This is a genomic window from Pseudonocardia xinjiangensis (assembly GCF_050948425.1).
GTDB classification, from domain to species: Bacteria; Actinomycetota; Actinomycetes; order Mycobacteriales; family Pseudonocardiaceae; genus Pseudonocardia; species Pseudonocardia xinjiangensis.
In genome coordinates this window covers 40,974-63,275 of the sequence record NZ_CP192009.1, presented here as the reverse complement: position 1 = coordinate 63,275, position 22,302 = coordinate 40,974, and the positions used below count along the sequence as shown (strand labels likewise).

22 protein-coding genes are annotated in these 22,302 nt (G+C 72.9%); 13 read left to right on the top strand and 9 right to left on the bottom strand.

Annotated features, from left to right (window positions below):
- Nucleotides 1-159: 159 nt before the first annotated feature.
- The 3 genes from ACQPZA_RS00310 to ACQPZA_RS00300 are packed head-to-tail and all read left to right on the top strand — an operon-like array spanning nt 160 to nt 4,339.
- Nucleotides 160-621: a MarR family winged helix-turn-helix transcriptional regulator gene (locus tag ACQPZA_RS00310; RefSeq protein WP_433277355.1), complete on the top strand. Its 462-nt coding sequence runs from the start codon at nt 160-162 to the stop codon at nt 619-621.
- Nucleotides 621-3,542 (top strand): MFS transporter, encoded by a 2,922-nt coding sequence (locus tag ACQPZA_RS00305; RefSeq protein ID WP_433277353.1) that lies wholly within the window; start codon nt 621-623, stop codon nt 3,540-3,542. The genes ACQPZA_RS00310 and ACQPZA_RS00305 overlap by 1 nt, the downstream gene beginning before the upstream one ends.
- Nucleotides 3,539-4,339, top strand: coding sequence for a YceI family protein (locus tag ACQPZA_RS00300; RefSeq protein WP_433277351.1), 801 nt, complete (start codon nt 3,539-3,541; stop codon nt 4,337-4,339). Before ACQPZA_RS00305 ends, ACQPZA_RS00300 begins: the two co-directional genes overlap by 4 nt.
- A 7-nt stretch (nt 4,340-4,346) precedes the next feature.
- On the opposite strand, the gene ACQPZA_RS00295 is transcribed toward ACQPZA_RS00300, so the two are convergent.
- The 4 genes from ACQPZA_RS00295 to ACQPZA_RS00280 all read right to left on the bottom strand — a co-directional run bounded on the left by ACQPZA_RS00295 (nt 4,347) and on the right by ACQPZA_RS00280 (nt 9,210).
- Nucleotides 4,347-4,880, bottom strand: coding sequence for a methylated-DNA--[protein]-cysteine S-methyltransferase (locus tag ACQPZA_RS00295; protein ID WP_433277349.1), 534 nt, complete (start codon nt 4,878-4,880; stop codon nt 4,347-4,349).
- A 4-nt stretch (nt 4,881-4,884) separates the two neighbouring features.
- Entirely contained in the window at nt 4,885-5,454 is a 570-nt protein-coding gene (locus tag ACQPZA_RS00290; protein WP_433277347.1) for a TetR/AcrR family transcriptional regulator, read from the bottom strand.
- Between the two features lie 177 nt (nt 5,455-5,631).
- Complete coding sequence (locus ACQPZA_RS00285; protein WP_433277345.1) at nt 5,632-7,419, bottom strand: gamma-glutamyltransferase family protein; 1,788 nt, start codon at nt 7,417-7,419, stop codon at nt 5,632-5,634.
- A 78-nt stretch (nt 7,420-7,497) separates the two neighbouring features.
- The gene (locus tag ACQPZA_RS00280) at nt 7,498-9,210 is read right to left on the bottom strand and encodes a TM0106 family RecB-like putative nuclease (RefSeq protein ID WP_433283150.1); all 1,713 of its coding nucleotides are present in this window, start codon (nt 9,208-9,210) and stop codon (nt 7,498-7,500) included.
- Between the two features lie 212 nt (nt 9,211-9,422).
- On the opposite strand from ACQPZA_RS00280, the gene ACQPZA_RS00275 reads away from it, so the two are divergent.
- From ACQPZA_RS00275 to ACQPZA_RS00255, 5 genes are read left to right on the top strand one after another with little or no spacing between them, the layout of a single operon-like run.
- Nucleotides 9,423-9,995 carry a DUF6474 family protein gene (locus tag ACQPZA_RS00275; RefSeq protein ID WP_433277343.1) on the top strand — a complete coding sequence of 191 codons (573 nt, stop codon included), beginning with the start codon at nt 9,423-9,425 and terminating at the stop codon, nt 9,993-9,995.
- Between the two features lie 25 nt (nt 9,996-10,020).
- Nucleotides 10,021-10,557: a hypothetical protein gene (locus ACQPZA_RS00270; protein WP_433277341.1), complete on the top strand. Its 537-nt coding sequence runs from the start codon at nt 10,021-10,023 to the stop codon at nt 10,555-10,557.
- 36 nt (nt 10,558-10,593) lie between these two features.
- Nucleotides 10,594-11,328: a YcnI family copper-binding membrane protein gene (locus tag ACQPZA_RS00265; protein WP_433277339.1), complete on the top strand. Its 735-nt coding sequence runs from the start codon at nt 10,594-10,596 to the stop codon at nt 11,326-11,328.
- A complete protein-coding gene (locus ACQPZA_RS00260) occupies nt 11,325-11,897 on the top strand; it encodes a copper resistance CopC family protein (RefSeq protein WP_211174067.1) in 573 nt (190 codons plus the stop codon). Before ACQPZA_RS00265 ends, ACQPZA_RS00260 begins: the two co-directional genes overlap by 4 nt.
- Nucleotides 11,894-12,889, top strand: coding sequence for a copper resistance D family protein (locus tag ACQPZA_RS00255; protein WP_433277337.1), 996 nt, complete (start codon nt 11,894-11,896; stop codon nt 12,887-12,889). The genes ACQPZA_RS00260 and ACQPZA_RS00255 overlap by 4 nt, the downstream gene beginning before the upstream one ends.
- Nucleotides 12,890-12,891: 2 nt before the next feature.
- Here ACQPZA_RS00255 and ACQPZA_RS00250 read toward each other — a convergent pair whose 3' ends face one another.
- The 3 genes from ACQPZA_RS00250 to ACQPZA_RS00240 all read right to left on the bottom strand — a co-directional run bounded on the left by ACQPZA_RS00250 (nt 12,892) and on the right by ACQPZA_RS00240 (nt 15,524).
- Nucleotides 12,892-14,313: a dihydrolipoyl dehydrogenase family protein gene (locus ACQPZA_RS00250; protein ID WP_433277335.1), complete on the bottom strand. Its 1,422-nt coding sequence runs from the start codon at nt 14,311-14,313 to the stop codon at nt 12,892-12,894.
- On the bottom strand, nt 14,310-14,969 hold the full coding sequence (locus ACQPZA_RS00245) for an NAD(P)H-binding protein (RefSeq protein WP_433277333.1): 660 nt from the start codon (nt 14,967-14,969) through the stop codon (nt 14,310-14,312). The genes ACQPZA_RS00250 and ACQPZA_RS00245 overlap by 4 nt, the downstream gene beginning before the upstream one ends.
- Nucleotides 14,970-15,056: 87 nt before the next feature.
- Entirely contained in the window at nt 15,057-15,524 is a 468-nt protein-coding gene (locus tag ACQPZA_RS00240) for a DUF4442 domain-containing protein (RefSeq protein ID WP_433277331.1), read from the bottom strand.
- Between the two features lie 208 nt (nt 15,525-15,732).
- Between ACQPZA_RS00240 and ACQPZA_RS00235 the strand changes: the two genes are divergently transcribed.
- The 4 genes from ACQPZA_RS00235 to ACQPZA_RS00220 all read left to right on the top strand — a co-directional run bounded on the left by ACQPZA_RS00235 (nt 15,733) and on the right by ACQPZA_RS00220 (nt 19,413).
- Nucleotides 15,733-16,761: an NAD(P)-dependent alcohol dehydrogenase gene (locus tag ACQPZA_RS00235; protein WP_169395603.1), complete on the top strand. Its 1,029-nt coding sequence runs from the start codon at nt 15,733-15,735 to the stop codon at nt 16,759-16,761.
- A gap of 45 nt (nt 16,762-16,806) precedes the next feature.
- Nucleotides 16,807-17,871 carry an amidohydrolase family protein gene (locus ACQPZA_RS00230; RefSeq protein ID WP_433277329.1) on the top strand — a complete coding sequence of 355 codons (1,065 nt, stop codon included), beginning with the start codon at nt 16,807-16,809 and terminating at the stop codon, nt 17,869-17,871.
- Nucleotides 17,871-18,590, top strand: a complete 720-nt coding sequence (locus ACQPZA_RS00225) for an iron-sulfur cluster assembly protein (protein ID WP_433277327.1) — start codon at nt 17,871-17,873, stop codon at nt 18,588-18,590. Before ACQPZA_RS00230 ends, ACQPZA_RS00225 begins: the two co-directional genes overlap by 1 nt.
- A 127-nt stretch (nt 18,591-18,717) precedes the next feature.
- The gene (locus tag ACQPZA_RS00220; RefSeq protein WP_169395600.1) at nt 18,718-19,413 is read left to right on the top strand and encodes a haloacid dehalogenase type II; all 696 of its coding nucleotides are present in this window, start codon (nt 18,718-18,720) and stop codon (nt 19,411-19,413) included.
- 17 nt (nt 19,414-19,430) lie between these two features.
- Here the strand turns inward: ACQPZA_RS00220 and ACQPZA_RS00215 are convergent, their stop codons facing one another.
- Both ACQPZA_RS00215 and ACQPZA_RS00210 read right to left on the bottom strand, forming a co-directional pair.
- On the bottom strand, nt 19,431-20,147 hold the full coding sequence (locus ACQPZA_RS00215; protein WP_433277325.1) for a methyltransferase domain-containing protein: 717 nt from the start codon (nt 20,145-20,147) through the stop codon (nt 19,431-19,433).
- A gap of 109 nt (nt 20,148-20,256) precedes the next feature.
- The gene (locus ACQPZA_RS00210) at nt 20,257-21,375 is read right to left on the bottom strand and encodes a 5-methyltetrahydropteroyltriglutamate--homocysteine S-methyltransferase (RefSeq protein ID WP_433277324.1); all 1,119 of its coding nucleotides are present in this window, start codon (nt 21,373-21,375) and stop codon (nt 20,257-20,259) included.
- A gap of 93 nt (nt 21,376-21,468) precedes the next feature.
- On the opposite strand from ACQPZA_RS00210, the gene ACQPZA_RS00205 reads away from it, so the two are divergent.
- A complete protein-coding gene (locus tag ACQPZA_RS00205; RefSeq protein WP_169395597.1) occupies nt 21,469-22,302 on the top strand; it encodes an LLM class F420-dependent oxidoreductase in 834 nt (277 codons plus the stop codon).

The following is a 22,302-nucleotide window of genomic DNA, read 5'->3' as shown; positions in this document are numbered from 1 at the left end:
CGAGCGGACCACGAGGACGTGGTGGTCGGAATCACGGCACGAAGGCCCCAAACAAGTTGCCGATCGGACGTCGCGCGAGCATGCTTGCCCCAAGCAAGTTGTTGCTTGCTACAAACAACGCTAGTAAAGCACAGGCAAACGGCAGGTGAAGGAGGCGTGATGGACGAGAGTGATCTCCTGATCGCCGACCGCATCGCCCAGGAGGTGGGCCGGCTCGGCCGGATCGTCACCGCGCTGCGCCGCCACCGCGGTGACATCGCCGTGGCCCATGTGCTGGTCCAGCTCATCGACCAGGGGCCACAGCGCGTCAGTGCCATCGCCGACGCCGTGGGCATCGACGCCTCCACGGTGAGCCGGAAGGTCGCAGAGCTCGTGGCCGCCGGCCTCGTCGAGCGCCGCGCCGATCCCGACGACGGCAGGGCCCACCTGCTCGCCGTCACCCCCGCGGGCGCCCGGATATGCGAGGACGGGCGACGCAAGCGCGTCGAGCTCGTCGCCTCGGTGTTGTCCGGCTGGCCCGAAGAGTCCCGCCGACGCCTTGCCGAACTGCTCGGCCGCTTCGCCGACGACGTACAGGATGCGGGCCGGCGGGTCAGCCGCCGGCCAGGAGGAGAGAACTGATGTCCACCCAAGTTGCCGCGGAGCCCGCCACCAGGGCCGCACCGGCACCGTCGGGCGAGCTGACCCACCGCCAGGTGCTGACGATCCTGGTGGGCCTCGCCCTCGGGATGTTCCTGGCCGCACTCGACCAGACGGTCGTCTCGACCGCGATCCGCACCATCGCCGACGACCTCGGCGGCCTGAGCCTGCAGGCCTGGGCCACCACCGCGTTCCTCATCACCGGCACGATCACCACCCCGCTGTACGGGAAGCTGTCGGACATCTACGGCCGCAAGCCGCTGTTCCTGACCGCCATCACGATCTTCATCGTCGGCTCGGTGCTGTGCACCTTCTCGCAGTCGATGTACGAGCTCGCCGCGTTCCGCGCGGTGCAGGGGCTCGGCGCCGGCGGTCTGTTCTCGCTGGCACTGACGATCCTGGGCGACATCGTGCCGCCCCGGGAGCGAGCCAGGTACCAGGGTTACATCCTCGCGGTGTTCGGCACGTCCAGCGTGCTCGGGCCGGTGATCGGTGGGGTCCTGTCGGGCCAGACCACCATCCTGGGCATCGACGGCTGGCGCTGGATCTTCCTGGTGAACGTGCCGATCGGCGCCGTCGCGCTGATCGTCGTGGCGCGGGTGCTCACCATGCCGCACATCCCGCGGCCGCACCGGATCGACTGGCCGGGCGCCATCATGCTCGCGGTGTTCCTCGTGCCGCTGCTCATCGTGGCGGAGCAGGGCCGGGAGTGGGGCTGGGACTCCACCCGCTCGCTCGTCTGCTACGCGATCGGCCTCGTCGGTCTCGTCCTGTTCCTGGTGGCCGAGCGGCACTACGGCGACGACGCACTGATCCCGCTGCGGCTGTTCCGCAACAGCGTCTTCGCGCTGTCGGCGGCCGCCGGCATCGTGATCGGTGCCGGCATGTTCGGCGGCATCTCGCTGCTGCCCCAGTTCCTGCAGATCGTGCACGGCGCCACCCCGACGGAAGCGGGCTTCCTGACGCTCCCGCTCGTGGCCGGGATCATGATCTCGTCGATCGTCTCCGGGCAGATCACCTCACGCACCGGCCGCTACAAGATCTTCCCGATCATCGGCGTCGCTCTGATGGTCGGCGCCATGCTGCTCATGCACTTCCGCGTCAACGTCGACATCCCGCTGTGGGAGCTCGACCTCTACATGCTGATGTTCGGCCTCGGGCTGGGTCTCTCCATGCAGACCCTCGTGCTGGCCGTGCAGAACGCGGTGCCGGCGCGGGACATGGGCGTGGCTACGGCGTCCACCACGTTCTTCCGCCAGCTGGGCGGCACGATCGGCGTCGCGATCTTCCTGTCGATCGTGTTCAGCACGGTCACCGGCAACATCTCCGACGAGTTCCGCAAGGCCTCCACCACGCCGCAGTTCCAGGCCGCGCTCGCCGACCCGGCCGTGCGTGCCAACCCGGTCAACCAGCCCGTGATCGCCGCCCTGTCCGGCGGTGGTGACGGTGGCGCGTCCAGCGTCCTGAACGACTCCTCGTTCCTGCAGCAGATCGACGCGCGGCTGGCCCGGCCGTTCCTCGCCGGCTTCTCCGACTCGATGACCGCGACGTTCCTCATCGTCGCGTTCGTGCTGATGGTCGCGTTCGTGCTCGTGCTGTTCATCAAGGAGCTCCCGTTGCGCACGATGTCCGGTGCACAGGCAAGGGCGATGGAGGATGCCGGGCTGGCCGAGGCCGGGCCCGCCGGATCGTCGATGTCCGCCGAGGGGGCGACCGCACAGGTCACGAGCTCCGACGCCGCCCACACTCCCGCGGCGCAGCCCGACATGGCGAGCCGCGCGGCGGCGTACAACACGGCGACCCACAACGGGTCGGGGGGGCGACACGCGCTGATGAGCCAGGACACCACCCCGCTCGCGGCCGCGGTCAACGGCAACGGCAACGGGCACGCACCGGCCAACGGACACCACGTGCCCGACGCCGTCCCCGCGCCGGTCCACGAGCAGACGCAGGCCACCCAGGTCCCCGGCTACCCGGCCGCCGCCGGGATGCCTGCCGACCGACCGGCCACCGACAACGGGCCCGCCGTGTACGGCACGGTGTCGCGCAGCGACGGGCTCGGGCTGCCGCAGGTCGTCGTCACCGTCGCCGACCCGGCAGGCCGCCAGGAGGCCCGCACCACCACGGGCCACGACGGGTACTACCGCGTGGACCTGCGCACCGGCGGCACGTACCTCGTGGTCGCCGCGGCCGGCACGTACCAGCCGCACGCGGCCATGGTCGCCGTCGGCGGCACCCCGGCCCGCCACGACGTCGCGCTCAGCGGCTCGAGCGGCGTGGTCGGCACGGTGCGCACCCCGGACCTGATCTCGGGCACCCGGGCGGTGGCCGGAGCCGCGGTCACCCTGATCGATGCACGCGGCGACGTCGCCGCGGCGCGGGTCACCGACGCCGACGGCCGGTTCCAGCTGGTGGGCGTGCCCGACGGCAGCTACACGCTGACGGCCGCGAGCCCCGGCCACCAGCCCGTCGCCGTGAGCGTGCAACTCGCCGTCGGCGCGACGATCGAGCGTGACCTCGAGCTACCACGGCGCTCCCGCCTGCTCGGCACGGTCACCGCGGCGAGCAACGGTCGTGGGGTGGCCGAAGCCATGGCCACGCTCGTGGACGCCACCGGGACGGTCGTCGGCTCCGCGGTCACCGGACCGGACGGTTCGTTCACGTTCGAGGACCTCGCCGAGGGCACCTACACCCTGACCGCCAGCGGATACGCGCCCGTGGCACAGGTGGTGCACATCTCGGCGGGAGCACAGGCCTCCACCGTGGTGCAGCTCGGCGCGCCGAACCCGGCGAACCAGAACCCGGCCGGACAGAACCCGGCCGGACAGAACCCGGCAGGCCCGAACGCGGCGCCCCCCTCGGAGCACCTGTTCGAGCCGTTCGACGCCGGCGGTGTCCGGTGAGCGCCCTGACCGGCCAGCTGACCACGCTCGACGGCTGGCCGGTGGCGGGCGGCACCCTCACGGCCGTCGACGCGGGCGGCGTGCAGCGGGCCCGTGGCTCCAGCGGACCCGACGGTCGGGTCCTCATCGAGGGGCTGCCGGCCGGCCCGTACACCGTGATCGTCGCGGCGCCGGGGCACGACCCGCTGGCGCGCACCGTGTCCGTCGGGGCTGAACCGGTCACCGCGCTCGGGGAGCTCCAGCTGCCCAGGGCGGGCGGTGCGATCCTGCCCGCCCCGGGCACCTGGACGATCGACCCGGTGCACTCGAGCATCCAGGCCACCGCGCTGCACATCGGGCTGGGCCGCATCCACGGGCGGCTGCGCCGCTTCAGCGGCCACGTCCAGGTGGCCGACCCGCTGGAGAACAGCTCGGTCGAGGTGCTCATCGACCCCACGGGCGTGGACACCGCCGAGGAGATGCGGGACGAGCACCTGCGCAGCCCGGACTTCCTCGACGTGCTGCGGTACCCGGAGATCCGTTACAAGAGCGACGGCCTGCGCCGGCTCGACGCCACCCACTGGGTGGTGGAGGGCGTGCTCACGCTCAAGGACGTGAGTGCACCGGTGCCCCTGCGGGTGGAGTACCACGGCACCGGTCCCGGCCTCACCGGCGAGGTTCGCGCCGCGTTCTCGGCGACCACCGAGGTGTCGCGGGACGACTTCGCCATCGACTGGAACCAGTCGGTGCTCGCCGGCCTCCTCACCGTGGGCCGCACACTGCGGATCGACATCGACATCCAGGCCGTCCGCACCTGAGCGGGGCTCACTCCGGCCCGAAGTCCAGGGCCGGGGTGAGCACCCCCTCCAGGGCGAGCAGCCACTCCTTGGTGGCGCGGCCCCCGCCGAACCCACCGAGGGAGTCGGCACCCAGCACCCGGTGGCAGGGCACCACCACCGGCAGCGGGTTCGACCCCATGATCGCCCCGACACCCCTCGCCGCCGTGTGGCCGCGGGGGGTGTCGGTGCTTCTGGCCGCCAGTTCCCCGTAGGTCACCGTGCTCCCGAACGGCACGGTGTCGTACAACGCCTGCAGGACCGTGCGCTGCCAGCCGTGGGTGAGTCTCCAGTCGAGGGGGACGTCGAACGCCCGCCGGACGCCCGAGAAGTACTCCGCGACCTGCTCGGCCGCCGTTCCCCCGGCGCCGTCGACGACGGACTCTCCGAGCCGCGCCGCCATCCGGTCGACCGTCTCGGGACGGTCGCCGAACGCCACGAGCACGAGACCGGCGTCGGAGACACCGAGTGTGAGGGCACGGATCGGCCCGGGGGCGGGGACGACGGTGCGGACGATGGCCACGAGCTCAGTGTGGCACCGGCTCCCGACGGTCCCCCGGGAAGAGATCGGCGGCCAGGTGCCGGCACACCCACTCCGCCCAGTCCGGCGGCGTCCATCCCTGGCCCACGACGAGCAGGCCGTACGTCTCCGGCGCCAGCAGGGCGGCGACGACGTCCGTGGCTCGCTGCAGGGAGATCCGGTCGGTGAAGCCGGGCTTCTCGGCCAGCTCGTCGACCGCCTGGGCGTGCCGGGCGAGCACGGCGCGCCTGGTCCGGTCCAGCAGCTCCGCGAGCTCGGGGTCGGCCGCCGCGGCACGCAGCACGGTGTCCAGCGGGTGGGTCCGCTCGATGGCCGACACGGTGGCGGCCACGTGGTGGCCCAGCGCGCGGAGCCCGTCCGGCTCCGCCGTGAGATGCCCGACATCGTCAGCGGGCCGATCCTCCGGGTCGAGGCCGAGCGCGGCCTCCAGAACGGCCACCTTGCTCCCGAAGGACAGGTACAGCGTCTGCACCGCGACGCCGGCCTCCCGCGCGATCCCGGCCATCGTGGTCTCGAGATAGCCGTCGCGCACGAACAGCGCTCCGGCTGCCTCCACGATGCGGGCACGGGTGGCCCGAGCCCGCTCGCTACGGACGGTATTGCGTCGGCGCGTATTGATGGAACCCTCCACTGGAACGTCGTTCCAGTGTGACGTTACAACATCAAGTTCCACGCCCGGGATCGGCCGCGGCGGCGCACCCGCACCGGAGTCCGGTACGGGTGCGCGGCCGAGTCAGAACGCCGAGGCGGCACCCACTCCGCTGCGGGTGTCCGCCGCCGCACGCAGCAGTGGGCCGTCGCCGCGTCCCACCGCGCACATCCGGCCGAGTGCCCATTCGCCCTGGTCGGTGACCACGTGACCGCGGCGGCTCAGCTCGGCCAGGGTGGCTGCGCCGAGCCGGGACTCGACCACGAGCCCGCCGGGCTCCCACCCGCGCGGCGCGAACGACGACGGGAACGCCGTGTTGTGCCAGGCCGGCGAGTCGATCGCCGCCTGCAGGTCCAGACCGCCCACGGTGTGGGCGAGCCAGAAGCACAGCTGCCACTGGTCCTGCTGGTCGCCGCCGGGGGTGCCGAACGCGAGCCGAGGCTCGCCGTCCCGCAGGCCGAGCGACGGGCTCAGCGTGGTGCGCGGCCGCCTGCCCGGCACGAGCGAGGACGGCAGGCCGTCCTCCAGCCAGAACATCTGCGCCCGCGTGCCGAGGCAGAACCCGAGCGCGGGGATGGTGGGTGAGGACTGCAACCAGCCACCCGACGGTGTCGCGGAGACCATGTTGCCCGCGGCGTCGACGACGTCGACGTGCACCGTGTCACCGCGCATCACACCGGTGCGGCTGACCGTCGGCTCGCCCAGCCCCAGCCCGCTCACCCCGTCGCCGTGCTTGTGGCCCGGCTGCGCCGCGTACGCCCCGATGCGCGGCTCGCGCCCGTCCGGGGAACCGGGACGCAGCTCGAGCGAGGCCTTCTCGCCGATCAGCGACCGGCGCGCGGCGGCGTACTCCGGGGACACCAGCGTCTCGATCGGTACCGGCGCGCTGTCGCCGTACCAGGCCTCCCGGTCGGCGAGAGCCAGCTTCATCGCCTCCACCGCCCGGTGCACCGTCTCGGCCGAGGCCACGCCGTCGTCGTAGCGCAGTTCGGTGTCCCTGAGCAGCTGCAGCGTCTGCGGCAGCACGGGTCCCTGCGACCACGGGCCCGGCTTCGCCACCGTCCAGCCGTCCCCGACGTCCACCGTGAGGGCGTCCTCGTAGGTGGCCTCCCAGCCCGCGAGGTCGTCGGCGGTGAGCAGGCCCGCGTGGTCCCGGCCGGACTCGTCGCGCACCGGGGTGCGGACGAACGCCTCGATCTCCTCGGCGACGAACCCGCGGTACCAGGCGTCACGGGCGGCGTCGATCTGCCGCTCGCGGTCGCTGCCCGCCGCAGCGGCCGCGTCGAGCAGCCGCTGCCAGGTGGCGGCCAGCGCCGGCAGCCGGTGGACGGACGTGGGCACGGTGCCGTCGGGCATCCAGGTGGCGGCCGAGCTCGGCCAGAACTCCCGGAAGTGGTCGGCGACCGTCGCGATCGTGGTCGGGATCCGCGGCACCAGCGGGAACCCCGACGCCGCGTAGCGCAGGGCCGGCCCGAGCACCTCGGCCAGCGACATCGTGCCGTGGTCGCGCAACAGGATCAGCCAGCCGTCCCAGGCACCGGGCACGGTGGGCGCCAGCAGGCCCGTGCCGGGCACGATCGTCAGGCCCAGCTCGTCGCGCAGCAAGCTGACGGTGGCCCGAGCGGGCGCGACGCCCTGCGCGCACAGCACCCGCGGGGTGGTGTCGCCCGCGGTGACGAACACCGCAGGCAGGTCGCCGCCGGGGCCGCTCAGGTGCGGCTCGACGACCTGCAGCACGAACCCCGCCGCGACCGCGGCGTCGAACGCGTTGCCGCCACGGGCGAGAACCGCCATGGCCGTGGCAGTGCCGAGATAGTGGGTGCTGGAGGCGGCGCCGTTGGCGCCCCGCTGTTCGTGCTTGATCGGCGACATGACCGAATCATCGCCCGTGCAACGCACCGGCGTGGGCCAGGAGCGGCACGTATCACGCCGCCGCGACGTCGTCGCTGATCAGAGATCCGCCGCGAGCGGTACCTCGTGGATGGCGGCCGAGGTCATCCACTCCCGCAACGCGCGGGTGGCGGCCACGTCGTCGGCGTTGTACTCGAGCAGGCGCCTGCGCTGCGCCTCGTCGGGAGGTGCGCCGTCCATACCGACGGCGTCGCGGTACCACCGCATCGAGTTCTCGCCGCCCGCCTCGGGATCGTGCCAGGAGAAGCCCGCCGCCGGGGCGATGCGCTTGAGACCCTTCCCGTGTGCGCACAGGAACCACTCACTGACCACGGCGAAGAGGTCGACCCAGCACGGATCGGCGATGAACTCCTCGATCTCGGCCACCGGAGGGACGCCCGGCAGCCCGGCGAACCGGCGGGCCGAGGCCAGCAACCAGCGGTTCTCGGCCTGTTCGTTGTAGCAGTAGGCGGCGAAGCTGCGCCCGCTGGCGCGGGCAGCCTCCCGGACGCCGGTGAACCACGCCCAGAACTCGGCGAAGGAGCGCGCTTCGTCGACGGTGGGAACCGGATCCCAGGTGGCGAAGGCGCGGTAGCCGTCGGGCTCGTCTCCCGGCCGAGCACCACCGGGGTGGTGCAACAGCACACCCCACAGGTACGCACCGGCCTCGCCGAAGCTCTCCATGTCGACGTCGACCTCGACGTCGGCGCGCAGCACCGGCGTCCGTGGCACCCGCCGCACCACCGAGAGCCCCCGCTGCCGGGCCCGCGCCAGTGCGATCATGTCGGCGAACGGCACCCCGGCAGGCGGGATCGGCGGCTCGAGCGCGGGATCGAGTGCGGCGAGCTGGCCGACGGTGCGCACCCCGAGGTCCCGCAGCACCGCTGCTGGCTCACCGCGCACGACGAGGCTGACGTCCTCGACGCGTTCCAGATCGGCCTCGCAGGTGGGCCACCAGGGACAGTGGCGGCACTCCGTGATGCGCGACGGGGCGGCCAGCGCGGGTGCACCGGTGGCTGCGGCCGTGGCGACGGCCGTGCGGTCGGCGAAGCGGGTGTCGTACTCCGCGAGCGTGGACCGGGCGCCGGGCCAGTGGCCGGCACGCAGGTCGTGCCAGACGACCACGTCGGCGTCCATGCCGATGACTCCGCCGTGGTCGCCGTGCACGAGCTCGGCCACGGGCGCCCAGCCCGCGGCGTGCAGCATGCGGTTGAGGTGGGCCAGGCGCAGCAGATCGCGCGGCTGGGACCGCACCTTCCGCGCCGGATCCGGCAGGGCGCGCCGCGGTGACGGCTCGACGAGCGGGGAGGTGAGCGCCCCGCTGCCCGGATCGGTGATGCGGTGGCGCACGACGATGACGGGCAGGTACCCGCCACCGGCCACCCTGACCAGCAGCTCGGCCCCACCACGACGCCCGGCGGCACCGACGTCGGGCAGCACCGCACCCCAGATCAGCGGCGCGTCGGCGTGGACGGCCGCGGTGGTGGAGGCGATGCGCTCGCGGGTGGACGCCGAAGCGGGCACGGCGTGCCAGCCCGGCCCGGCGGCCGCAGCGAGCCGCTCGCCGATGTGGGCACGGTGGGCAGCGGCGTCGGCGCGGCGCTGTTCGAGCGACGGATCGGGCAGCGCACGCGGGAGCCCGACCGCCTCCGGATCGTGGTCGAGGTGGACCCGCCGACGGCAACGCGTGGTGACGGCGGCGTCGAGGGACACCACGGCCGCTCCGGTGGGAGCGTCACCGGTGGGCCGCACCGGACAGGGCCGGTTCTCGATTGCCGTCACAGGGACGAGGGTAATGACCGCCACCGACAGCCGGCGTTCGTGCCGCGACCACCCGAACCGGTGATCCGGGCCGCGGACGCGCCGGGTGGACGCCGCAGCGAGCCCCGGGCGGGAGCCCTAAGCTGCTGACCACACCGTTCTGATCATCGGACGGGCGCGAGGAGGGTGAGCGGATGGGGCTCCGGCGACGGTCCGGTGATGACGTGCGCTCCGCCGACTCCACGGCAGCGCCGCTCCCGGACGAGACGACGCAGACGAAGAAGACGAAGAAGGCCGGGCGAGCCGCCCGGCGGAAGGCGGAGACAGCCATCGACAGCGCGGGGGCCGACCACGGCCGCAGCCGTCAGCCGCTCACCGCGGCCAGGGCGAGGCGACTCATCGGCGTCAGCAAGGCCGTCGCCCCGCTGCTGGCGCCCTACGCCCTCGCGCTCGCCGGAGTGGCCAGGGCCCGCTGGGACGCCTACCGGGCCGCGCGCCTGGGGGTCGATCCCACCCAGCTGTCCGCCTACGCAGGTCCGGGCGGTGCCCTGCACGCGCGGCTCTCGCGGGTGGCCGAGGCGCTGGGCGAGCTGGAGTCGGGGACGCATGCCCAGCCCACGGAGGCGGCACGCAGGTTCGTCGCCGACACCCGGCCGCGGCTGGTCGACCTGTCGGTCGCCGTGCGGGCCGCCGAGCAGATGCCCACCGCCCGCCGGCGCACCGCGTACCGGGCGATCGGGGGCGAGCTCGACCGGATCGAAATCGACCTCCTCACCCACCTGGGCATCATCACGTAGTGCAGCGGGGCTACCGTCGGTCCCCATGAGCGGCGGTTCTACGGGCGGCCACCGCCCGCTGCGCGGCGCGGCCCTGGCCGTGCTGACCACGCTGCTCACCGCCGTCGGGCACATGGCAGGTGGCGGCTCCGTACCGGAGCTGTCCCTGCTCGTGGTCCTGTTCCCGCTGCTCGCGGCGGCGTTCGTCACGGTGGCGGAGCGCTCCCGCACCGCCGTGGGCATGGTTGCGGCCCTCGGTGCCGGCCAGCTGGTGATGCACCTGCTGATGGTGCTGCTGCATCCGATGGACCACGCCGCGGCGCCGGTGGTGTCCTCGGGGGCCGGGATGCTGGGCATGCACGTGGCCATCACGCTCGTCATCGCCTGCGTCCTACGGCACGCCGACGCGGCCGGAGCGGGGCTCGTCGCCGCGCTGCGGCGGGTGGTGCCGCGGCGCCTGAGCCCGCCTCCGGCCGACCGGCCACTGCCCACCCGCGCCGTGCCCGGCCCTGCCGTACCCGCGCGGCTCGCTCGCGCGCTCGCTGTCGCCCATGTGAGGCGTGGCCCTCCGGTGGGGTGCTGACCAGCCCCTTTCACCGACCCACACCGGGAGACACCCATGTCCTCGTCCACCCGCCGGAACGCTCTGCGTGCCGGCACCGTCGGCGCGCTGGCCGTGACGGTCGCCGTCATCGGCGCCGCTCCGGCCCTCGCGCACGTCACCGCCCAGCCCGGCACCGCCCAGCAGGGCGGCTACTCCGTGGTCGCCCTGCGCGTACCCACCGAGTCCGACACCGCGGGCACCGTCAAGCTGCAGGTGACCCTGCCGCCGGACCACCCGATCACCTCCGTCCGCACCACGCCGCGCCCCGGCTGGACCGCGACGATGACCAAGGCGCCGCTGAACCCGCCCATCCAGCGCAGCGGACGCACGATCACCGAGGCCGTCAGCACCGTCACCTGGACCGCCGACCCCGGCACCCGGATCGCCCCCGGCGAGTTCGCCGACTTCCCGCTGTCGCTCGGCCCGCTGCCCACCGACACCGACCGGCTCGTGCTCCCGGCCGTGCAGACCTACGACAACGGCGAAGTCGTGGCGTGGGACCAGCCGCCCGCTGCCGACGGCTCCGAGCCGGAACGGCCCGCCCCCAGCGTCACCCTGACCCCGGCGGACGACGAGGCGGGGACCGCGCTGGTCACCAGCGCATCGGCCACCGGCGCCCCCACCGCGGGAGCCACCGACGACACGGCCCGCTGGCTCGGCGGCGCGGGTCTGCTGGTCGGGGCACTCGGCCTCGGTGTCGGTGCGGGTGCGGTGCTGCGCACCCGCCGCACGGCAGGAGCAGGCAAATGACCACCGGTGTCCTGCGGGGTGCCGCCGTCACGGTGCTGTGTGGCCTGGCGCTGCTGCTCGGCGCCGGGCCGGCGCTCGCCCACACCCGGCTGGAGAGCAGCGACCCGGCCGACGGAGCCAGCCTGTCCACCGCACCCCAACGCGTGTCGCTCACGTTCAACGAGACGATGCAGCCCGGCTTCACCACGCTCACCGTCGTCGGGCCCGACCAGGCGCGCTACGAGACCGGCGACGTCACCGCGAACGGCGACACGGTGAGCATCGCCGTCCGCCCGCTCGGGCCGGCCGGCAGCTACCAGATCGGCTACCGGGTGGTGTCGGAGGACGGACACCCCGTCAGCGGCAGCATCGGGTTCACCCTCACCACCGCAGGCCCCGGGGCCGCCGCAGCGGCGAGCCCGGCCGCCACCGCCGCGCCGGCGCCCACCTCCTCCGCACCCGTCGCGGCCGAGAGCGCCCCGGCGCAACCCGCCGGTGACGGTGGCGCACCCATCTGGCCGTGGATCGTCGGCGCCGTGGTGCTCGTCGGCGGTGGCGTGTTCGCCGCACTGCGGATGGCCAGGGGATGACGCCCCCGACCGCGGGTCCGCGCCCGGCTGACCGGTACCTGCTGCCGCTCAGCTGGGCCGGTCTCGCGGTCGGAGCCGCCATCCTGGCCAGCATCCTGTCCGGCGCGCTGGCCGGCGCGACCCTGCCGGTGATGATCGGCACGTCCGTCACCCGTACCGGCATGGACGTCGCCGGTGTCGCGTGCGTCGGGCTGACCCTGCTCGGCACGCTGCTCCCGCAGGTCCGCGAGCTGCCCGGAGGAGCGGTACGGGACCTGAACCGGGTGCGGGCCACGGCCGACCGTTGGCTCGTGCTGCTGGCAGGCGGCTGGCTGGTGGTCGTCATCGTCGGCGTCATGTTCCGGGTCGCGTCGGCGTTCGCCCGTCCGGTGTCGGAACTGAACGGCACGGAGGTCGCGGCGTGGGCGACCGAGCTCGCGGCGGGCCGCGGCATGGTGCTGACCGCGGGCTGCGCCGCCGTCGTACTCGGTTGCGGCGTCGTCCGGCTGTACGACCGCGACCGGCTCGAGGTGCGCGTGCCCATGGTCGCCGCGCTGCTCGGCCTGATCACCCCCGCCGTGACCGGCCATGCCGGCGCCGCACCCGACCACCAGCTCGCGATCATCACCGTGGGAGCGCACGTGGGAGCGGCCGGCCTGTGGGTCGGCGGGCTCGCGGCGATGCTGGTGCTGGTCGCGCGACACCGCCCGTTGCTCGAGGCGGTGCTGCCCCGCTTCTCGCGGCTGGCGGGCGGCTGCCTGCTCGCGATCACGCTGACCGGCGTCGTGACGGCCCAGCTCCGGCTGCAGAGCTGGACCGCGCTCTTCACCACCGGCTACGGCTGGCTCGTCCTCGCCAAGACGGGCTGCCTGCTGCTGCTCGCGTGCCTCGGCGCCCTCGCCCGGCGCCGGCTCGCCACCGGGCGTACCCCGGTGCTGCGCTGGGCCGCGCTCGAGACCGCGCTGATGGCGGCGACCCTCGGGCTCGCCGCGGCGCTCTCCCAGGCCGGCTGACCTCAGGAGGGCGTGCGGTAGGCCTCCAGCAGGCGCAGCCACACCTCGTTCATCGTGGGATAGGCCGGGACGGCGTGCCAGAGCCGGGCCATCGGCACCTCGCCAACGACCGCGATGGTGGCCGCGTGGAGCATCTCGGCCACGTCCTGGCCCACGAACGTCGCGCCCACCAGTACGCCGCGCCCCTCGTCGACCACGAGCCGGGCCTCCCCGTCGTAGCCGTCGGCCTGCAGAGACGACCCGCCCACGGCGATCGGGATGTCGACCACGCGGACGTCGATCCCCGCGGCCCTGGCCTGGTCCTCGGTGAGCCCCACCGCGGCCACCTCCGGGTCGGTGAACACCACCTGCGGCACCGCGACGTGGTCGGCGGTGGCGGCGTGCTCACCCCACGGCCCGAGATCGAGCTCCTCGCCGATGGAACGGGCCCCGATGGCGGCGCCGACGATCCGGGCGGCGTACTTGCCCTGGTGGGTCAACGGCGCCCGGCCCGTGACGTCGCCCGCGGCGTAGAGCCATTCCCCCTCGACGCCCTGCACCAGCCCGGAGTCGTCGACGGTGAGCGGCTTCCCCGGCTCCAGCCCGACGACCTCGACCCCCACGGAGTCGGTGTTCGGGCGCCGACCGGTGGCGAGGAGCAGCTCGTCGACCGTGACCGAGCTGTCCCCGAGGTGCATCTCGATGGCGTCGCCCGCCGGCGAGACGGAGTCGAGGCGCTGGTCCAGACGCAGGTCGATGCCCTCGTCGCGCAGCGCAGCAGCCACCCGCTCGCCGGCGAACCGCTCGAGCGCCGCCAGCAGCCGCGGCCCGTGCTGCACGAGCGTGACCTGTGAGCCGAGCCGCTGGAACGCCTGCGCCAGCTCACATCCGACGACCCCACCGCCCAGCACGCCCAACCGGGCCGGGATCTCCTTGGCCGAGGTGGCCTCGCGGGAGCCCCACGTGCGCACGGTGTCGAGGCCGGGCACCGGCGGCGCGATCGGGACGCTCCCGGTGCACAGCACGACGGCACGGCGGGCGGTGAGCGTCTCGGTACCGACGGGGCCGCCCTCGACCGCCACCGTGCGCTCACCCGTCAACCGGGCCGTTCCGCGCACGACGGCGATGCCTGCGCCCGTGGCCCACTCCACCTGGCTCTCGTCGCTCCAGTCGTGGGTGAAGGAGTCACGGCGGGCGAGCACTGCGGCGGGGTCGAAGTCGGCCGTCGTGCCGGGCAGCCTGCGGACCGCCGCCACCGCGTGGCCGGTGCGCAGCAGCGCCTTGGACGGCATGCACGCCCAGTAGGAGCACTCCCCGCCGAGCAGCTCGGACTCCACGATCACGGCCGAGAGCCCCGCTCGCATCGCGTAGTCCGCGACGTTCTCGCCGACCGCGCCGCCACCGACGACGACCACGTCGAAGGTCCGGCTCTGCGGTTCGCTCATGCCGACACCGCCGCGATCGCCTCGTGCACCTCGTCATCGCCCTCGCGCAGCTCCAGCACCTTCCCGATGGTGCCAGGAGCGTCGAGGAGAGCGGCGAGCACGGCGGCGGTGTCGTCGCGGGTGACCTCCGCGCGGTCGACCGGCGGCGGGGCGAGCAGCACGCGCCCGGTACCCGGGTCGTCGGTCAAGGCACCGGGGCGCAGGATCGTCCAGTCCAGGTCGGTGGCCTTCAACGCCTCCTCGGCGGCCTTCTTCGCCGCCACGTAGGCCGCCCAGACCTCGTCGGCGCCGGGCGCGAGGGATTCGTCCACCCCCGTGGAGGAGACCAGCAGGTACCGCCGAACCCCGGCCAGCCGGGCGGCCTCGGCGAGCAGCTCGGCAGCTGCCCGGTCGACGGTGTCCTTGCGGGCGACGCCGCTGCCCGGCCCGGCGCCTGCGGTGAACACCACCGCGTCGGCGCCCGTGAGGTGCTCGGCGAGCTCCCCCGCACCCGCCGACTCCAGGTCGACGACGGCGACGGCCGCACCTGCCTGCTCGAGGTCGGCTCGGTGGTCGGGGTTGCGCACCACACCCGTGACCACGTCACCGCGGCTCGCCAGCAACGCGGCGAGCCGCAAACCGATCTTGCCGTGCGCCCCTGCGATCACCACATGCACCGCAGGGACGCTAGTCGCGCGGCCGCCTCGTCGCCGGGCGAGTGCCCCGTCCCGGGTACGGGCTGACCCCGTTCGTGCCGTGGTGGTTCAGTCCGTCGCATCCCGGCGGTTCGGGCGCAGCGTCCAGACCACCGACATCCGGGTGGTCTCGACGCCGTCCTCGCCCGTGACCACGACGGTGACCGCGAACTCCGGGCGAGCCCCCGCGTCGAGGTCGGCGAGCACATCGGCCGCCGGCCGGTCGAGCACGGCGGTGGCGGTGAGCGGGCCGCGGGCGAGCCGCAGGTAGCGGATCTCGCTGCTGACGACCAACGGTGTCGCGCGCTCAAGCGCGGCCCCGAAGGCGGCCATGGAGACGGCACCGGATGCCGTCTCCCCGAGCCCGAAGATCATCGCGGCGTGCGGGCCGCCCACGTGGTTGCGCAGCTCCGCGGTGTCCGGGAGCCGGACCACCGCACGCTCCGGCGTGACCTCCTCGAACTCGACACCCACCGTGCGCACCCACGGGACCAGCTGCCCCATCAGTGCGCCGACCCCGCTCGTGTCCGTCGTCACGCCGGGCACGTTACTCGTCGGTAGCACTACCCGACAGGTACGGGGCGCCCGTTGTCACCCCAGGTCAGACCCTCGAACCACCGGTGTACGTGGTCAACAGTGTCCGTTTTATCGCTCCGTGGAATAGGCGTGGTTGTGACCGCTACGGCCCGGGATTGGGATCGGGATGCGGGTTGGAATCGAGACGACATCCCACGGAGGTATGCCGGTGAAGGCCGTCCGGGTGCACGAGTACCACGTCGATCCCACGATCGACGACATACCGGAACCCAAGCTCGCTGGGCCGCTCGACGTGATCGTGAAGATCGGTGGCGCCGGCGTCTGCCGCACCGACCTGCACATCCTCGAAGGGCAGTGGGCCGAGGCGATGGGCCCCGAACTGCCCTACGTCATCGGCCACGAGAACGCCGGCTGGGTGCAGGAGGTGGGCGAGGGCGTCACCAACGTCGCTGTCGGCGACACGGTGATCCTGCACCCGCAGCCGTCCTGCGGGCTGTGCCTGGCCTGCCGCGCGGGCCGCGACATGCAGTGCGAGAACGCGTTCTTCCCGGGGCTGTCGAACAACGACGGCGGCATGGCCGAGTACCTGCGCACCACCGCCAGGGCGTGCGTGAAGCTCAACCCCGACACCAACCCCGCCGACGTCGCCGCGCTCGCCGACGCCGGCATCACCGCCTACCACGCCGTGCGCAAGGCCGTCCCGCTGCTCTACCCGGGCACGACGGCCGTGGTGCAGGGCGCAGGCGGCCTCGGGCACATCGGCATCCAGGCGCTGGCCGCACTCACCGCCACCCGCATCGTCGTGGTCGACCGCAACCCCGACGCGCTGGCGCTGGCCAAGCAGATCGGTGCCGACGAGACCGTGCTGGCCGACGGAAACCACGTGGAGGCCGTGAAGGACCTGACGGGCGGCAACGGCGCGAACGTCGTGTTCGACTTCGTCGCCGAGCAGGGCGCGGAGAACGACGCGTGGCAGATGACCGCGCCCGCCGGTTCGGATTTCATCATCGGGTACGGCGGAGAACTGCGAATTCCGACGCTCGACTTCGTCGGCGGCGAGAAGAACGTCATCGGCAACATCGTCGGCACGTACAACGACCTCGCCGAACTGATGGTCCTGGCCCAGGCCGGGAAGGTCACCCTGCACACCAAGCAGTACCCCCTCGATGCGGCGCTCGACGCCCTCCACGATCTCGACGCCGGCCGGGTCCGCGGTCGCGCGATTCTCGTTCCGTAGCAACTCGACACAACAGCTGGTCCGCACCGACGCGAAAGGCCCACCATGTACGAGAAGGACGGCGAGAAGTACTTCATCGTTGATTCGCACATCCACTACTGGGACGCCAGCCGGGAGAACTGGAAGCCGGGAGCCGAGGAGTACGCGAAGGGCTGGATCGACTGCTTCTACGGCTACCACCAGCTCGGCCCGCCCGAGACCCACTGGGACTACGAGAAGTACCTGAAGGTCACTCCCGAGGACTTCGAGCGCGACATCTTCACCGAGGGCCACGTCGACCACGCGATCTTCCAGTCGACCTACCTCAAGGAGTGGTACACCACCGGCTTCAACACGGCCGCGAAGAACGCCGAGATGCTCGAGAAGTACGGCGACCGCCTCATCGTCAACGGCCGGTTCGACCCGCGTGACGGCGAGGCCGGCATGGCCGAGCTCGAGGCCGACGCCGAGAAGTACAACCTCAAGGGCGTGAAGCTCTACACCGCGGAGTGGAACAACGGCTCCCGGGGCTGGAAGCTCACCGACCCCGAGTCCTACCGGTTCCTGGAGAGGTGTCAGGAGCTCGGGATCAAGAACGTCCACGTCCACAAGGGCCCCACGATCTGGCCGCTGAACAAGGACGCGTTCGACGTGGCCGACGTGGACCAGACCGCCACCGACTTCACCGACCTGAACTTCATCGTCGAGCACGTCGGCCTGCCGCGTATCGAGGACTTCTGCTTCATGGCGGTGCAGGAACCCAACGTCTACGCGGGCCTGTCGGTGGTGATCGGCGGACTGATGCACGCACGGCCGAAGTTCTTCGCCAAGGTCATCGGCGAGCTGATGTTCTGGGTCGGCGAGGACAAGATGCTCTACGGCGGCGACTACAACATCTGGGTGCCGAAGTGGCAGGTCGAGGGGTTCGTCGACTGGCAGATGCCCGACGACGAGGCCTTCACCGACTACGCGAAGCTCACCACCGAGACGAAGAAGAAGATCCTCGGGCTCAACGCCGCGCGGCTCTACGACATCCCGGTTCCCGCCGAGCTGCAGCTCGCGACCACGGCGGGCGAGGACCTGCAGCCGGGCGAGGAGCTCGTCAAGGACGTCGCGGGGGCGCAGGCGTGATGCGGTGCCCACCCGGTTCCGAGCTTCGGGACGCGGTGTGGGCCGCGCTGGGGACGGTGCTCGACCCGGAGCTGGACGAGCCCATCACCGAGCTCGACTTCGTCGAGTCGTGCACCGTCTCCGAGCACGCCGCCGCAGGCGCTGCCGAAGTCGTGGCGACCGTCGTCCTGCGGCTGCCCACGTTCTTCTGCGCCCCGAACTTCTCGTTCCTGATGGTCGCCGACGCGTTCGATGCGGTGGCGGCGGTCCCCGGGGTGACACGGGCGGAGGTGACGCTGGCCGACCACCACGCCTCCGCGGAGATCAACGGCGGGGTGGCCGCCCAGGCGGGGTTCGTCGGTTCGTTCGGGGAGGAGGCAGGCGCGGAGCTCGACGAGCTTCGTGAGCAGTTCCTCCGCAAGGCGGCACTCGCCGGCCAGGACCGGGTCGCCCGGCCCCTGGTCGACGCCGGTGCCGGGCCCGACGAGCTCGCGGCGCTGGCCCTCGGGTCGGTGCCGCCGTCCCCGGAGCTGGACCGGCTCCGCGAGCGCCGCGCGGCGATCGGGATGGCGCACGGCGACGACGCTCCGCTGCTCGTCCAGGCCGACGGCAGCCGGGTCACGGCCGCCCAGGTGCCCCTGCACCTGCGGCGGGCGCGGCTGCAGCGGATCGGGATCGAGACGAACGGGGAGTACTGCAAGAGCCTGCTGAAGACGAGATACGCGGGAGCCGGGGTGTAGGAGCGCCCCCATTCGGCCAGGGCACCACCCCGAACTTGCAGCAAAGCCACTTTCCGGCAACGAGGTTGCATGAAAGTGGCTTTGCTGCAACGGGGGGTGGGGGTTCGGCGGGGTTAGGGTCGGTTCCGTGGATGTTCGCGCGCTGGTGTTCGACGTTTTCGGCACGGTGGTGGACTGGCGCTCCGGGGTGGCGAGCGAGGTCGCACGGTTGCTCGGCGAGAAGGTGGACGCCGAGGCGTTCGCCGACGAGTGGCGGAGCCGGTACCGCCCGTCCATGGACCGCGTGCGCCGCGGCGAGCTGCCATGGACTCCGCTCGACGCCCTGCACCGCGCCTCCCTCGACGACCTGCTCGGCGACCTCGGTGTGGGGGAGGTGTCCGAGGAGACCCGTACCGAGCTGGTGCTCGCCTGGCACCGGCTGCCGGCGTGGCCCGACTCCGTCGACGGGCTCACGCGGCTGAAGCGCCGCCACATCATCGCCACCCTCTCCAACGGCAACGTGGCGCTGCTGGTGGACATGGCGAAGCACGCAGGCCTGCCGTGGGACACCGTGCTCTCGGCCGAGCTGTTCGGCCACTACAAGCGCGACGGCGAGGTCTACGACGGCGCCGTGCGGCTCCTCGCCCTCCCACCGGAGCGGGTGCTGATGGTCGCCGCCCACGTCGACGACCTCGCCGCGGCCCGGTCCCGGGGTCTGCGCACGGCCTACGTCCACCGGCCGCTCGAACGCGGACCGGAGGCACCCCCGCCGCCTGCGACCGATCCGGACGCCGACCTCACCGTCGGGTCCCTGACCGAGCTGGCCGACCGCCTCGGCGGCTGAGCCTCGGCACCTGGACGTCAAGAACGGGCGGTGAGCACGCGGAAGGTGTTGTCGAGGCGGTAGCCGCCGTCGGCCGTCCGGTACTCCGCGAGCCGGGCGAGCACGGCCCGGCGGACGGCGGGTTCCCCCGCACGCGCGGACGCGCGGCGCCCGATCCCGGACGCGAGCAGCGGCCCGAGCACCGCGTCCGCGTCGGGGTAGCGGAAGGGGCAGACGACCTGGTCGAGCACCTCGACCCGCAGGCCCGCCAGCGTGACGAGCTTGCGCAGGCGGCCGGGCTCGGTGAGCGGCGCGGGGCCGGCGGGCGCCTGCCGTGGCGGCAACCACGGGGCGAGTGCCTCCCCGAACGCGCGCACGTCGCACTCCTCCTCCCGCCCCCACACCGTGACGACGACGACCGTCCCCACGCGGGCCGCCGAGCGCAGCACCACGAGCGGGTTGGTGACGTGGGGGAGCAGCTGCACGGCCGCCACGACGTCGAAGGGGCCGGCGGGCGGGTCGTGCGCATCGCCGATGCGGAAGTCGCCTTCGGGCACCGCGGCGGCGGCAGCGGCGACGACGGAGCGGTCGACGTCCAGGCCGGTGACCACGGCTCCGCGGTCGGCGGCCGCCCTGGCGAAGGCCCCGGCCCCGCAGCCGAGGTCGAGGAGCGTGGTGCCCCTGCCGATCCCGGCCGCCTCGAGCGCCCGCGCGTGCAGGGGCGCGCCCCAGCCGCGCGGACCCTCGTCGGACACGGGCGAAGGCTAGGGGGTGTCCCGCGGATCTTCAATCGCGACAGCCGCGCCCAGGCTCTCATCAACCAAGATCCACGGGACACCCCCTGGTGCCCCGCTCAGGGACCGGTCAGCCCCAGACGTCCTGCGCCACCTCGACGATCAGGCGCAGCTTCGCCACCTGCTCGTCCTGCGTCAGGGAGTTGCCCTCGACCGTGGAGGAGAAGCCGCACTGCGGGGAGAGGCAGAGCTGGTCGAGCGGCACGTACTTGGACGCCTCGTCGATGCGTCGCTTCAGCGTGTCGGCGTCCTCGAGCTCGCCGCGCTTGGTGGTGACGAGCCCGAGCACCACCTGCTTGCCCGGCGGCACGAACCGCAGCGGGGCGAACCCGCCGGAGCGCTCGTCGTCGAACTCGCAGAAGAAGCCGTCGACGTCGAGCTCGCCGAACAGGGCCTCGGCCACGAAGTCGTAGCCGCCCTCAGCCGCCCACGAGGAGCGGAAGTTGCCCCGGCACATGTGGGTGGTGATCTTCATCTCGTCCGGCCGCCCGGCGATGGCCGCGTTGATCTGCCGGATGTAGCGCAGGTGGGCGTGGTCGGCGTCCTCGCCCTTCGCGGTCATCTCGGCGCGCTGTGCCGGGTCGTTCAGGTAGGCCAGGCTCGTGTCGTCGAGCTGCAGGTAGCGGCATCCGAGGTCGGCGAGCGCGCGGACCTCGTCGGCGTAGGCAGCGGACAGGTCGGTCCAGAACTCCTCGACGTCCGGGTAGACGGTCCTGTCGATGGCGGCCGTCCCGCCGCGGTAGTGGACCATGCTCGGCGACGGGATCGTCAGCTTCGGCACGGCCGTGGTGGTGACCGAGGCGAGGTACTTGTAGTGCTCGGCGAAGATCGGGTGCTCCAGGCGCACCTTGTCGTGGATGGCGAGCCCGGCCGAGGTGAAGGCGCCCTCGCCCTCGGCGTTCACCATCCGCACGCGGATCTGCTCGTCGGTCTTGCTGATGCCGCCGAGCTGGTAGATGAAGTCCATGTGCCACGACGTGCGCCGGAACTCGCCGTCGGTGGCCGCCTGGAGGCCGATCTCCTCCTGCAGCGCCACCACGTCGCGGATGGCGGTGTCCTCGGCCTCGCGCAGGCCGTCGGCGTCGAGGCTGCCTGCGGCGAACCGCTCCCGCGCCGCGAGGAGGGCCTGGGGGCGGAGCAGGCTCCCGACGTGATCGGCCCGGAAGGGAGGTTCACTGCGTCGATGCATGGTCAGCAATGTATCGCCAGGGTGGGCGCCGCCGGGGCGTGACCTTCCACATGGTGGAAGCCCGCTTCTCCCCTCTCGTGCGAACCTGACGGGATGGAACACGGCATCGTCACCTTCCTGACCGACTACGGCATCGACGGCCCGGCCCTGGCCAGGGCGGTGGAGGAGCGCGGTCTCGACGGCCTCTTCCTCACCGAGCACACCCACATCCCGACCAGCCGGGAGACACCGTGGCCGAACGGCCCCGACCTGCCGCGGCACTACTCGCACACCCTCGACCCGTTCGTGGCGCTCGGGGCGATGGCGGCCGTCACCGAGAGGATCACGCTGGGCACGGCCGTCTCGCTGATCCTGCAGCACAACCCCATCGGGCTGGCGAAGGCGGTCGCGAGCGTGGACCACATCGCGGGCGGCCGCGTCGAGCTCGGCGTCGGGCCGGGATGGAACCGCGAGGAGATGGCCAACCACGGCATCGACCCGCGCACCCGCACCGCACGGATGCTGGAGCACATCGCGGCCATGCGGGCGATCTGGGAGAACGACGAGGCCGAGTTCCACGGCAGGTTCGTGGACTTCGACCCGATCTGGTCGTGGCCCAAGCCGGTGCGCGTCCCCCCGGTCCTGATCGGCGGTGAGGGCCCGACCGTGCTCGACCGCGTGCTGTCCCACGGTGACGGCTGGATGCCGCGCCGGGCGGGGCTGGACGAGATCGACGCGCTCGCCGCGCGCATCACCGAGCTGCAGACCCGGGCTGCCGACGCCGGCCGCGGGCACATGCTCGTCACCGTCTTCGGTGTCAGGCCCGACGCGAAGGAGCTCGCGGCCTACGCCGACGCGGGGGTGGACGGCGTGCTGTTCACGCTGCCGGCCGAGGGGCCCGACACGGTCCTGCCCCTTCTCGACGAGTGGGCCGCACTGGTGGCCTGA

Coding starts and splice junctions, on each gene's coding strand:
- ACQPZA_RS00310 (WP_433277355.1), top strand. CDS start 160: ATGGACGAGAGTGATCTCCTGATCGCCGACCGCATCGCCCAGGAGGTG.
- ACQPZA_RS00305 (WP_433277353.1), top strand. CDS start 621: ATGTCCACCCAAGTTGCCGCGGAGCCCGCCACCAGGGCCGCACCGGCA.
- ACQPZA_RS00285 (WP_433277345.1), bottom strand. CDS start 7,419: ATGTCGCCGATCAAGCACGAACAGCGGGGCGCCAACGGCGCCGCCTCC.
- ACQPZA_RS00270 (WP_433277341.1), top strand. CDS start 10,021: ATGAGCGGCGGTTCTACGGGCGGCCACCGCCCGCTGCGCGGCGCGGCC.
- ACQPZA_RS00265 (WP_433277339.1), top strand. CDS start 10,594: ATGTCCTCGTCCACCCGCCGGAACGCTCTGCGTGCCGGCACCGTCGGC.
- ACQPZA_RS00260 (WP_211174067.1), top strand. CDS start 11,325: ATGACCACCGGTGTCCTGCGGGGTGCCGCCGTCACGGTGCTGTGTGGC.
- ACQPZA_RS00255 (WP_433277337.1), top strand. CDS start 11,894: ATGACGCCCCCGACCGCGGGTCCGCGCCCGGCTGACCGGTACCTGCTG.
- ACQPZA_RS00250 (WP_433277335.1), bottom strand. CDS start 14,313: ATGAGCGAACCGCAGAGCCGGACCTTCGACGTGGTCGTCGTCGGTGGC.
- ACQPZA_RS00230 (WP_433277329.1), top strand. CDS start 16,807: ATGTACGAGAAGGACGGCGAGAAGTACTTCATCGTTGATTCGCACATC.
- ACQPZA_RS00225 (WP_433277327.1), top strand. CDS start 17,871: ATGCGGTGCCCACCCGGTTCCGAGCTTCGGGACGCGGTGTGGGCCGCG.
- ACQPZA_RS00210 (WP_433277324.1), bottom strand. CDS start 21,375: ATGCATCGACGCAGTGAACCTCCCTTCCGGGCCGATCACGTCGGGAGC.
- ACQPZA_RS00205 (WP_169395597.1), top strand. CDS start 21,469: ATGGAACACGGCATCGTCACCTTCCTGACCGACTACGGCATCGACGGC.